The following is a 12,545-nucleotide window of genomic DNA, read 5'->3' as shown; positions in this document are numbered from 1 at the left end:
GACCACGACAACGTGGCGTGGAGGTTCTTTTATATTTTTCCAATTGTATTCCTACCCCTTTGAATTTAGGCTGATTGTTAGATACAATGAAAGCGTTAACAAAAAGAGGGTGAAACGAATGCTTCTCATGGGGAGGAAATGCGAATGAGTCTTCTGAAGGAGGCTTGGCCTGCTTCGCGGCTCGTCAACGCGCTGGCTGGCGGAGTGCAGGGTTCAGCAAGACAACGCTTAAGGAGCAATTGGACCCAAAGGCTACGGTCAACTGTCGATAAACCGGCATTCGCCGAGCTTTGGAAGGACATCGAATGCATCTGCAATGATGTTCGGGAAGCGCCTTGGCCTGAACTACCATTGTCTCTGTTCCGGCAATTTGCTAATACAGGGGAGCGCAAGCCGTATGAGGATGTATACTTCGAACGGCGCGGACGACTAGTTGCTATCGTGCTGGCAGCTGTTGCCGATCCGGAGCCTCGGAAGATGAAAGAGGTGGAAAGCGGACTGCTGGACATATGCAGCGAGTACACTTGGGCGCTTCCTGCACATGTCAACGAAGAGGACACTGTAACACCGCCTTGGCAGCAGGTGGATTTATTCGCGTCCGAAACAGCGCAAATGCTGGTTGAAATTTTATTGCTGCTTAGAGAAAAGCTGGCTGATCACGTAGTCGTTCAGGTGCACAAAGAGGTTGAGCGCCGTGTACTGGAACCTGTTTTTTGGCAGCCTCATCATTATGATTGGGAAACGGCAGAGCATAACTGGTCGGCAGTATGCGCTTCGGGTTGCGGAATTGCTGCATTGCTGCTGGCAAAAGACGACTTTTCCAAAGCGGTAGCCATCGAGCGTATGCTGGGCGCACTGGATTGTTTTTTGGCAGGCTACAGAGAGGACGGGGGATGTCCCGAAGGCGTAGGTTATTGGGTGTATGGCTTTGGGTACTTTATATATTTTGCCGATATGCTACGTGAGTTTACCGAGGGAGCTGTGGATATTTTGAACTCGGAAAAGGTAAGACAAATCGCAGCCTTCGCAGAACGGGTCCATTTGTCGGACGGTATTTTCGCTAATTATTCAGATAGTAGTGAAACTGAACGGTTACCTTCCGGACTCATCTCTCATGTGAATTATTTGCAAGGACGTCCATCTACACTCCCTTTTCGCGTACCTGGTTTGTTGGAAGATCCGTGTCGCCGCTGGGCTCATGTATTGCGTAACCTAGTCTGGACGAACCCCTTGGTGTATGGATGCGGAGAAGCCGTAATCGATTATTTGCCGCAACTCGGCTGGTTGATGTGCCGTAGCCTCAGATCTAGTCATCATGGATCTGGGGGGCAGCAGGATCATTCAGATGCCGTACTTGCTTTTTCAGCCAAGGGTGGGCATAACAATGAGCCGCACAATCATAATGATCTTGGACATTTCATCCTTCATGGCGGCGAAAATCTACTCTGTGATCTGGGAGCAGGCTTGTACACGAAAGCCTATTTTTCGCCCGGACGGGAGTCGATTATCAATATTTCCTCCAGCGGCCATTCCGTGCCTATCATCAATGGGACCACACAGAAATCCGGAGCAAAGGCAAGGGCGGTTGTGCTGGATGTTGCTATGGATGAGCAGGAGGGAGCACAGACAGTCACAAGCTTTAAGCTCGACTTGACATCTGCTTATGCTGTTGATGAAATGGCTGTTTTCACCCGTTCCTTTACCTGGAGTGTACTGGAGGGAAACGAGGGAGCAAGGCTTACTGTCACAGATCATTTTGAGTTTGAAACGTCTGATATGAACGTGAGGCCGTGGGATGTGGAGGAGCTTTTGATCAGCCGTATTCAGCCTAATACAGGAGCAGGCTTCGTGGAATGGAAGGGAACGAATGCAGTGGTTAGACTAAATTATGATGCTGGCGCGCTGAGGCAGAGGCTGGAGGCCGTGAAGCATATAGATCATGACGGAGTGCCCTTTGTATTTTATAAGACATCACTGCAACTGGATTCCAATCGCTGGAACGGGAACGGCTCAGCAAGTGTCGATTGCAATCTATTTTTTACCATACATCAATCTTCATGTTGAATGGGAGGCATACAGAATGAATAAGCTTCAAACAGGCAGCGTATACCCTTGGCAGACGGAACTGGAGAGATTTATAGAACAGGTGGTAAGCGCACCAAATCGAGAAAATGATGGATGGACACACGAACGTAAGCTGGCTGTGCTGGAAAAGCTGGTTCGTGCATATGCCTTGTATCAAGATGAAAACGGAGCTATCATTGACCCTCATTCTGAAAGTGAACGGTATTACTCCACTCCATCCTATGCGTTGGCTGCGGCTGTGCTGGTCAAAGAAGGCCGGCATGATTTACTCGAATCTGCTGCTGCGGCCTTGACGCATAGCATAGCCTGTGTAGTGGAGGAAAAAGCGCCAGATCATCACCCGGACTTTTTTCCAATTATGATGATGGGGGCGTATCGTATCCTTAAAAATCTGCTGCCAGAGCAAGCCACGGCTTGGAAGCAGCAGTTGAGCAGGATTCAACCTGAGCAGACTTACATTTTTACGATGAGCAAAATGAAAAATCCAAACCGGATGATCAACTGGAACGCGATCATGATTTCCGGCGAGTTTTTGCGTGCCACTGAAGGGATTGCAGCCGATTCTGAGTGGATGGAGACGTATATCCGCAACTACCATTTACCTCGCTTTACCAGTTTGGGGCTGTATCAAGATGGTCCGCTGGATAGGCCCAATAGCCCATTCGCCTACGATATTGTCACACGGTTTCATCTGGGCGTGATGCTGGAGAGCGGATATAATGGCGGCTGTGCTCTCGAAGTGCGTGACTACCTTCGCAGAGGTGCACTTAGCTCATTGCTGACTTTATCCCCACATGGGGAAATTCCTCCGCGTGGAAGAAGCGCGCAGCACCAATGGAACGAAGCGGCTGCGGCCTTTGTTTTTACAACACATGCACAGCAGGCGTATACAGCAGGCGAGCATGGGCTTGCAGGTGCATTTCGGCGGGCAGCAGATCTATGCTGGCAATCCATTAGCCGATGGCAGACCGATAATGGCAAGCTGCATATCGTCCGCAACCATTATTCGTCTGAGGCACGCCATGGCTTTGAGGTGTACTCGAATCATACCTGTTACAGTCTGTGGACGGCAGCGGTGCTGGCCCATACCCTCCTACATGGGAAGGAGATTGATCGTATTCCTCCAACCTCTATCCCGGCGGAGATAGGCAGTCGGGTGTTGGCAACGGACGGCTGGTTTCAGACCGTCATTGCAGCTGTAGACGGGCAGCAAATGCTTGTTCAGACCTCAATCAACGATCCGTACAATATTCCGGGCATCGTACGTATTCAACGTTCTGCGCTGCCGTCTCTGATCGGCCCATCCTCAGCAGGACACGCAGATCGCGGCTTTACGGGTTTCGCGGAGGGAGATATTTTCCCGCTGAGCTATACACCAGCCTGGCAAACCGAAGACGGAAAATGGCACAGCTTGTCAGAAGGAATCCCCGGTACATTGGAGTTCGATCGTGATGGAGGGATTGATCCGCAGGATGGCGGAGGAAACGTACAGATGGAGCGCAGCTCAGCGTCTGATGGAGAGACAGATTTCACTCTGCTGTGGGAAGGTCCATTCCCGGGGGTGAGGGAAATCCGAACGCATTATCGTCAGGTGCCCGGCAAAATTGAAGTGTCGTATGAGCTTCAGGGCAATATTCAGAATGTGGGGGCACTTATTCCATTGATGGCGTATGACGGTCGGGAACGAAGTGTGATTCATCATGTGATGGCAGCCGGGGAGGAAACTGAAAGCATTCGAGTAGAATATGCGGGCGCAAGCCTTGAAGTTATCCCTACGACGGAAGGAACAAACGTCGTATGGCCGGATGAATTGACTGCCGTAGCCTGCCGAAATGGTTTACTTAAGGGAGCGCGTCTAGAGTGTGGCGGCAGTCGCATTTCCTTTATCATTCGGTTACCTGAATAGATAGTTCGGGAGCCATAGTTATCTTCAATCATGTGGAAAGGGAGAGGGAAAAAGGAATGACAAAATCAGAAGCGTGGCTGGAGCAATCGTGGGAGCTGGCATTGGATAAAACGCTTGCCTTGGCGGCAAGACTGGGGGACGCCTTTCCACATGTTGCAGAGGGTGGGCGTTATGATAATCGTGAGGAAGCGTGGTGGACAGCAGGCTTTTATCCGGGACTGCTATGGCTGGCCCATCGAGCACGTCCTGATTGGGAGTCTGCCAAAATTGCACAACGGTGTGAGGCCCGGTTGGAAAAAATACTCTACAATAGCGAAGCTGTAGACCATGATCTCGGTTTTATTTGGCTGCTCAGCGGTGTGGCCGCCCATCGGTTGACTGGAGATTCAGAGTCCAGAAGACGGGGGTTATTGGCTGCTAATTTGCTGGTTGCCCGTTTTAACGTAAATGGCCGCTTTATTCGCGCGTGGAACTTCCACTCGAAGGATATGGATACACGGGGTGTTGCGATTATAGACAGTATGATGAATTTACCCTTGCTCTATTGGGCCTCGGAGGAAAGTGGAGATCCACGCTTTGCGGCTCTCGCTGTCCAGCATGCAGATACCGTGGCACGTGAGTTCGTTCGTTCGGACGGCTCCATTGCGCATGTGGTTGAGTTCGATCCGGAGATTGGAAAAAAGGTCGCTGAGCATGGCGGACAGGGATTTGCTCCCGGTTCCGCCTGGGCACGTGGCACGTCTTGGGCTTTGTACGGTTTTACGCTTTCGTATGGATACACACGCGATCCGCGTTATTTAAAGGTGGCCGAGAACACGGCTGACTTTTTCCTGTCCCAGTTGGGCGATGCTTGCCTGCCTGTATGGGACTTTAGAGCAGAAGAAGGACACCGCGAAGCATGGGATTCGTCAGCTGCGGCCATTGCAGCTAGCGGTTTGCTGGAACTAGCAAAATATTCGGCACGTGCTGAGCAATTTACAAAAGCTGCAGAATCCATCCTTCAGGGTTTGCATCACACGTGTACGGCATGGGGCGAAGAACATGAGGGATTGCTGATGAACGGAACCGTACATTATCCTGAGCAAAAACACATTAATGTGCCCATCATCTACGGCGATTATTTCTTTGTCGAAGCATTGGCAAAGCTGCGTGGTGAGGAAGGTTTGTTTAGTGTGGAGGGCAAAAAATATAGTAAGTAAGATGGTCAGGAACAAGCTCATTCGAGCTGAGTTGTTGCTTGTCAAATCGATATAATAAATAGTGAGGCAGCGTATGTGTAAACTCATTTACACATACGCTGTTTTTTTATGCGTGAAAAGGCTGATTTTAATTCGATGCCAAAGTACTACGTGTAGGTAGATAAGAGACTGTAGCAGCGCTTATTTCGTGCCTAATCAGAGTAAAATCACGGTATATAAGCTCTTAAATCCTATAAAAATGTCCATTTTAATGCATGGAAATAGGTCTTTTCACTTGTTTATGAGTGTTTATTCGTAAATTTACAATTCAGGGAGGTGGCCGTATGATATCTCCTTGGGTAAAGGAATAAAATGGATTTTAACGAATGCAAAGGAGTTATACATCATTATGACAGTAACAAGTGATAGTGTAAGAAAGATTTACGGAGGATTTTGGGTGAGAACGGCAGCGTTTGTGATTGATCTGATCATCCTTACTGCCATAATCCTTTCAATAGGGGGAGCAATTTACATCATCCCAGATATTTTGGGTATAAAGGAGACGGTGTTCATACAAGTACTGCTTATGTGGTGGCCGCTAATCTTTTGGCTCATGGTGCCATGGCTGTACTGTGTATTATGGGAGTCGTCGAAGGTAAGAGCAACACCAGGTAAGCTCGTGTTCTCTTTAGTTGTTGTAGATAAGGAAGGAAAGCGTCTTGGATTCTTACATGCCTCAGGGCGTTATTGGATTAAAGCCATTTCTTTTGTGATTTTACGTCTTATTTACATTGTGGTCGCTTTTACTGCGAAAAAACAGGGAGTCCACGATCTTTGTGCCAGCACCTTAGTTGTAAATAAAAAAGAGTTGCAGCGACATGAGCAGCAATCGTCTCTACCTCCAGTAGCTTCTAATAGAATGAATTAAGGAAATCGCCGTTGCAGATGATGGGACTATTATGTAATATAAAGTAAATGATAATGATTATCATTTTCTATGAAACTACATAACTTGGAGGATACATCATATGCAACATATAAAAATATCGCCTCGATTCCCCGTGCTGACGAGTGTAATGCTCATTATAGCCATTGTACTTTCAGCTTGTAGCTCACAAGAAAATGGTGCCCAAACTTCCCTTACGGCAGGACAGGCTACAAACAGCACGGAGCAAAAGGAAACGGCATCTACAACGCCGACCACCCGGGAATATACAGACTTTCAAAAACGTAAAGTCACGATTCCGGTAAATCCGCAGAAAATTGTTTATGTAGGCAGTGATCCAGGGGATTTGCTTGCCTTGGGTGTACGTCCAGCAGGTGCGAGTCTGAGTGTCATTCAGTCACAAATAGTGTACGCAGACCTTACCAAGGATATTATCGATATAGGCTACCCGGTGAATCTGGAAAAGCTGACGATGCTGAAACCAGACCTTATTCTTTTTGATAATTGGGATGTAAAGACGATTGACACGTTAGCTAAAATTGCACCTACCGTGGTTCTTAATTCCGAATTGGCAACTTTTGAACGTATGCAGGAGCTAGGTAAACTTCTTGGGAAAACTAAAGAGGCAGATCGGTTTAAAACCTTATATGACGAGAAGGCCAAACAAATGAAGGCCAAGCTGGATGTTGACATTAAGCCGGGAGAGACAGCAACAGTGCTGTTAGTTATGGGGGATAACCTGTATGTTATGGGACATCAGGGTATATCCGTGTCGTTGTATGATATGCTCGGTTTTATACCAGCTTCCAAGGTACAGACAGACTTGATTGATAAAAAAGAGCGCTTTGCTACCATTTCTAACGAGGTACTTCCTTCATTTATCGGGGATGAACTCTTTATTCTGTCGGATCAGAGTGAAGAAACAATTGCAACGACCAGAAACCTGATGAATAGTGAAGTGTGGAAAACGATTCCTGCCGTTCAGAATAAACGGGTTTATACGCTTGACAGCTCGTGGAATTTTGATGATGCCATTACGAGAGAACGATTGCTGGAACAAATTCCAGATTTGATGAAGCAAAAGTAAACAAGGAACCAGCCAGTGCCTGAAAGCATTTGCTGGTTTCTTTGTTTTTTCATTATGGCAGTGTAACGTCCTCACGAACGAACCCCTCGATGTCCTTACTTTTATAGAATTTCATGAAAAATAAAAAATGTAAGTTATTCTTACAGTTTACATGTTCTTTTTAGCTTGTTTTGAGTTATAATGAAAGGATGCACATTATGAACGAATTGGAGGCACAGCCCGATTGACTACTTACCCTTTTGCCTTTGATCCGTCCAAGCCGTTTATTGAGCAGGCAAGTGACTGGATTGCAGATGTATTTTATGAAGTTTTGCCTGAAGTCGGCTTTGAGGTTCGGGATGAACAAATTTATATGGCATTCCAGTTGGAACGTGCCTATAAGGAAAAAAAGACCATTTTTGCAGAAGCAGGTGTAGGCACTGGCAAAACGCTGGTATACCTGCTGTACGCTATTGCATATGCCAGATACATGAGAAAACCGGCGATTATCGCCTGTGCGGATGAATCATTGATTGAACAACTGGTGAAGCCAGAAGGAGATATCGCCAAGCTGGCACGGCACTTAAGCTTGACGATTGATGCTCGATTGGGGAAGTCACCGGATCAATATATTTGCCTGAACAAGCTGGATGAGGGGCGAAGCGGACTGGATGAGGACGCAGATGTTTTCCACGATATTTATCAGGGTCTGCCAGATTTTGTTCATTTTCCAGATACGTTACAATCCTTCACTCCATACGGGAACCGGAAAGAGTATCCCGAGCTAACAGATGGACAGTGGAGCAGACTGGGATGGGATGTATTTCAAGACTGTCTCGTTTGTCATCAGCGCCATCGTTGCGGACAGACGTTGTCTCGTGATCATTACCGCAAAGCGGCAGATCTGGTCATCTGCTCTCACGACTTTTACATGGAGCATGTATGGACCTACGAAGCGAGAAAGCGCGAGGGTCAGCTGCCGTTGCTGCCAGAGCACAGCTCTGTTGTTTTTGATGAAGGGCATTTGCTGGAGACAGCAGCACAAAATGCGCTTACTTACAAGCTTAAGCACACTCAATTTGAGTCTATTATTACCCGACTGCTAGAGGGGGAAGTGCGGGAATCACTGGCCATGACGATCGAAGATGCAATCTCCCAAAGCGAGGCATTGTTCGCCGCGCTCAATAAGAACAGTCAGCCAGTACAGGGGTCTAATCGCAAGGAGTTTATCCTGAATGAATCGTTGATTCGGGAGGTGAACCGTTTTGGTGAACTGATCGGCACGATCGAGGAAGAGCTTGTGTTTGAAAGTGGGTTATTCTCTCTGGATGAGTATCAAGTCAAAATTGTAGAAGAACATTTGGAAATGATTCAAACTGCTTTGGCTTTGTTTAAGCGTCCTGAACTTCTCATCTCGTGGGTGACGGAGGACCAGGATGGATTAACGCTTGTGGTTATGCCGAAGATGGTAAAAGAGATTCTCAAAGAACGAGTATTTGCGCAGCATATTCCAATCGTATTCTCTTCGGCTACACTTTCCGTGGAGGGTTCATTTGACTATATGGCGCAGAGTCTCGGTATTGAAAACCCGTTAACGTTTTCCGTCGCTTCACCTTATGACTATAGTGATCAGATGCAAGCGGCATTGTACCCGCTGCAACCGGAACATAATCCAATCCAGAGAGCGCTGACGCTACTGAAGAAATCGCAGGGAAGAGCGCTTATCCTGTTTCCTTCTCAGGAGGAACTGACTGCCTTCCAAAGGGGGCTCGCTGCTTACCCAGAGGCATCTGCCTATCGTTTTCTGTATGAAGGTTCGGCTGAAATCAGCCATCTGATCTCCGCTTTTCAGAATGATGAGGAGAGTGTGTTGTGCGCTGTTACATTATGGGAAGGATTGGACATCCCTGGACCATCCCTGTCACATGTTATCATCTGGTCGCTGCCATTTCCTCCGAACGATCCGGTTTTTACGGCTTTGCGCAAGGATGCAGCAGATCCGTTCAATGAGATAGATATGCCTCACATGGCACTTAGGCTCCGACAGGGCATAGGGCGTTTAATCCGCTCGCGTAATGATCAGGGCTGGATCTCGATCATGGGTCACGATTTGAATCGTCCAGAAGTACGCACACAAGTTGAACAACTACTGCCTGCGGGCGTAGAATGCACCGTAATTGAAGGAAAACGGGAGGGAATAAAAACATGTTGAATTTTACAGCATATACAGTAGATCAAATTAAAGATGCTTTTGGTATTTTGAGTGGACAGCGTTATGAATTTATCATTGAGATAGAGGTAGAGGAAGACGACGAGCTATACACTGAAAACGGAATATATATCCGTGCTCTTTATTTAGTAGACGAAGGAAAGACAGGACTACTGAAGTATGAATTGTTTGAAAAAGCAACGGATCGTTACATCGAGCTTGAACTTGAAGAGGATGAGCTGCAAGCAGTTGAAAACTTCTGTAAAGAACATGTACAGGATGGAGCAGTAAATTAACAGTAAGGGCACATAGCTAGCACAGCTATATATTTGCAACCTATAATGAGGACATCAAGGAGCCTTGGCAATGACCAGGCTCCTTTTTTCTATGACCAGTGAAGTGAACCTATGTGCTCTAACGCAGTCTGTCCCACATATTCACCATAAACAGCATAATACCCGCCGCGAGTAACACCCATCCTATGACGACCCACACTCCAGCCTCTGCAATCGCGTAATTTTTACCTATAATCGCCAATATCAACATTGGCAGACTGATGTTATGTATCCAAAAATGGATACGTGCCAAAATCGTAACTGAAAGTGCAGGAAAGGCCACATAGATTAGACCTATGATCCCAAGAGTCGTCCAACCCAGTAAATGGATATGAGACTGAATAGGGGACAGGCTATAATCACCCGACACGCCAATGATTGCACTGAGCAGCGCACCGAGGGCAAAATATACGGCAGCTATCTTTAAGCATTGCTTACCCATAGATAGCATCCTCCTATGTTAGAAAAGGGAATTTTGAGAGATTATTCTCCATCATATCGAGGCAGGATATCAAGGGTGTGGGTGTTGTGAATGGTCCATTTGACAAAAGCTTCAAATACACATAAAATCTTATTGCATCAATACTTACCGCATTACTATGTTTTTGGAGAAGACAGCGAATTTCTCCGACAATGGGCGCTAATTTTTGACCGTTGGTTTATTTTGGATTCGCCATTAAAAGGAGCTTGAAATTATGAATGTATATCGCAATACCCTTGAACTCATCGGGCGCACGCCATTAGTGGAGCTGAATAGCTATTCTCTACCCAGAGGAATTCGCCTGTTCGCCAAGCTGGAGTTTATGAATCCCGGCGGCAGCGTGAAGGACCGGGTGGGAAAGGCTCTAATTGAAAAAGCGTTAAAGACAGGCCAGTTGAAGCCGGGCGGGACGTTAATAGAAGCAACAGCAGGCAATGCAGGTATTGGTCTTGCGATGGCCGCGCTTCATTATGATATCTCGGTTATTTTTGCTGTGCCTGAGAAGTTCAGCCAGGAGAAGCAGGACCTGATGAAGGCATTGGGAGCACGGATCGTTCATACCCCGACAAGTGAGGGGATGAAGGGAGCCATTGAAAAAACAAAGCAATTGGCTGCTGAAATCAAAGACGCATACTTGCCACAGCAATTTAGCAATCCTGATAATCCAGAGGCTTATTACACGACAATGGGACCTGAAATTTGGAACGATCTGGACGGTAAAGTGGACGTATTTGTGGCAGGAGCAGGCTCGGGGGGCACATTTATGGGAACCTCGCGTTATCTTAAGGAGCAGAATGCAGCCATTAAAACGGTCATCGTAGAGCCAGAAGGGTCCATTCTGAATGGTGGCGAGTCAGGCCCTCATAAAACAGAAGGGATCGGCATGGAATTAATCCCTGAGTTTGTGGACAAAGGCTTTTTTAATGCCATTCATACCATTAGCGATGTGGACGCATTCAACCGCGTCAAGGAACTGGCGGAACGTGAGGGTATTCTCGTCGGCAGCTCCTCCGGTTCAGCCCTGCACGCTGCTTTACTGGAAGCAGAGAGCGCACCGGATGGTGCACATATTGTCACCATTTTCCCAGATAGCAGTGAACGTTATCTGAGCAAAAAAATATATGAAGGCGGGATTTAAAATGAGACGCAAAACAAAACTGATTCACGGTGGACTCCCTACCGATCCTCATACTGGTGCGGTTAACGTTCCTATTTATCAGGTAAGTACTTATGAGCAAGAGGAAATCGGCGTTCATAAGGGATACGAATATTCGCGTACAGGCAACCCGACTCGGTTTGCACTGGAAGAGCTGATTAAGGAACTGGAGGAAGGCAAACGTGGTTTTGCTTTCGGTTCCGGTATGGCAGCGATTCATGCAGTATTTTCCTTGTTTAAAGCAGGGGATCATATTTTGTTAACCGATGATGTATACGGGGGCACTTATCGTATTGTAAGCAAGGTGCTTAGTCGGATCGGGATTGAGTCCACATTTGTGGATACAACTGATCTGGAGGCTATTTCCCAAGCAATTCGTCCTAATACGAAGGCATTGTATGTCGAAACACCAACCAACCCGCTGTTGAAAGTTACTGATATCCGCGCGGTTTCAGAGCTGGTGAAAAAGCATGAGCTTTTATTGATTGTGGACAATACATTTGCTACCCCTTACTGGCAGACGCCAATTACACTCGGGGCTGATATCGTCGTTCACTCGGCAACCAAATATTTGGGTGGACACAGCGATGTTGTAGCCGGTTTGGCTGTAGTCAACAGTGAAGAGCTGGGCGAGCAGCTTCATTTTCTACAAAACGCCATTGGCGGTATTCTCGGCCCGCAGGATTCCTGGTTATTGATCCGCGGTATCAAAACCTTGGGTCTGCGTATGGAAGCAATCGAGAAAAATGCAAAGGAAATTGCAGCCTTTTTGGAAAAGCATCCGAAGGTTAGTAAGGTGTACTACCCTGGGTTGGAAAGCCATGCACAGCACGAGCTGTCCAAAACTCAAGCTGAAGGCTTTGGCGGCATCATTTCGTTTGATGTAGGTAGCGATGCCAACGCGGTTGCCCTCCTGAAAAAATTGCAGTATTTTACACTGGCTGAGAGCCTGGGAGCGGTTGAAAGTCTGATTAGCGTTCCGGCACGTATGACGCATGCCTCCATTCCCGCAGAACGTCGCGCAGAGCTAGGTATTACCGAGGGCTTGGTACGGATTTCGGTTGGGATTGAAGATCTGGAGGATTTGATCGAAGACTTGCAATCAGCATTGTAAGAAAATAAGCATAATGATCCAGAGAGGTGGCAGAAGCTGCCTCTTTTTTTGTTGTGAGAATAGCTTCTT

Annotated in this window: 10 protein-coding genes; 9 read left to right on the top strand and 1 reads right to left on the bottom strand. The window is 47.2% G+C overall.

What is annotated here, in order from left to right; genetic code table 11:
• The first annotated feature begins 144 nt into the window (after positions 1-144).
• The 7 genes from ACXHJ1_RS21035 (at position 145) to ACXHJ1_RS21005 (ending at position 9,686) form a co-directional block, all read left to right on the top strand.
• The gene (locus ACXHJ1_RS21035; protein WP_457905177.1) at positions 145-2,064 is read left to right on the top strand and encodes a hypothetical protein; all 1,920 of its coding nucleotides are present in this window, start codon (positions 145-147) and stop codon (positions 2,062-2,064) included.
• A gap of 16 nt (positions 2,065-2,080) precedes the next feature.
• Positions 2,081-3,991: a glycosyl hydrolase gene (locus tag ACXHJ1_RS21030; protein WP_457905176.1), complete on the top strand. Its 1,911-nt coding sequence runs from the start codon at positions 2,081-2,083 to the stop codon at positions 3,989-3,991.
• Between the two features lie 56 nt (positions 3,992-4,047).
• Positions 4,048-5,190: a glycoside hydrolase family 88 protein gene (locus ACXHJ1_RS21025; RefSeq protein ID WP_457905175.1), complete on the top strand. Its 1,143-nt coding sequence runs from the start codon at positions 4,048-4,050 to the stop codon at positions 5,188-5,190.
• A 388-nt stretch (positions 5,191-5,578) separates the two neighbouring features.
• On the top strand, positions 5,579-6,097 hold the full coding sequence (locus ACXHJ1_RS21020; protein WP_025364737.1) for an RDD family protein: 519 nt from the start codon (positions 5,579-5,581) through the stop codon (positions 6,095-6,097).
• Between the two features lie 100 nt (positions 6,098-6,197).
• Positions 6,198-7,202 carry an ABC transporter substrate-binding protein gene (locus tag ACXHJ1_RS21015; protein WP_031463407.1) on the top strand — a complete coding sequence of 335 codons (1,005 nt, stop codon included), beginning with the start codon at positions 6,198-6,200 and terminating at the stop codon, positions 7,200-7,202.
• Positions 7,203-7,425: 223 nt separating this feature from the next.
• Positions 7,426-9,393, top strand: a complete 1,968-nt coding sequence (locus ACXHJ1_RS21010; protein WP_457905174.1) for an ATP-dependent DNA helicase — start codon at positions 7,426-7,428, stop codon at positions 9,391-9,393.
• Positions 9,387-9,686 (top strand): DUF6509 family protein, encoded by a 300-nt coding sequence (locus ACXHJ1_RS21005; protein WP_019687094.1) that lies wholly within the window; start codon positions 9,387-9,389, stop codon positions 9,684-9,686. The genes ACXHJ1_RS21010 and ACXHJ1_RS21005 overlap by 7 nt, the downstream gene beginning before the upstream one ends.
• A gap of 118 nt (positions 9,687-9,804) precedes the next feature.
• Here ACXHJ1_RS21005 and ACXHJ1_RS21000 read toward each other — a convergent pair whose 3' ends face one another.
• Positions 9,805-10,167, bottom strand: a complete 363-nt coding sequence (locus ACXHJ1_RS21000; RefSeq protein WP_031463409.1) for a hypothetical protein — start codon at positions 10,165-10,167, stop codon at positions 9,805-9,807.
• A gap of 253 nt (positions 10,168-10,420) precedes the next feature.
• Between ACXHJ1_RS21000 and ACXHJ1_RS20995 the strand changes: the two genes are divergently transcribed.
• Positions 10,421-11,344: a PLP-dependent cysteine synthase family protein gene (locus tag ACXHJ1_RS20995; protein ID WP_016821132.1), complete on the top strand. Its 924-nt coding sequence runs from the start codon at positions 10,421-10,423 to the stop codon at positions 11,342-11,344.
• A 1-nt stretch (position 11,345) separates the two neighbouring features.
• Positions 11,346-12,476: a bifunctional cystathionine gamma-lyase/homocysteine desulfhydrase gene (locus ACXHJ1_RS20990; protein ID WP_457905173.1), complete on the top strand. Its 1,131-nt coding sequence runs from the start codon at positions 11,346-11,348 to the stop codon at positions 12,474-12,476.
• Positions 12,477-12,545 lie beyond the last annotated feature (69 nt).

Source organism: Paenibacillus sp. ALE2, from assembly GCF_054113385.1.
Note: the sequence above shows the minus strand (reverse complement) of the source record. Positions and strands in the feature narration are given on the sequence as shown.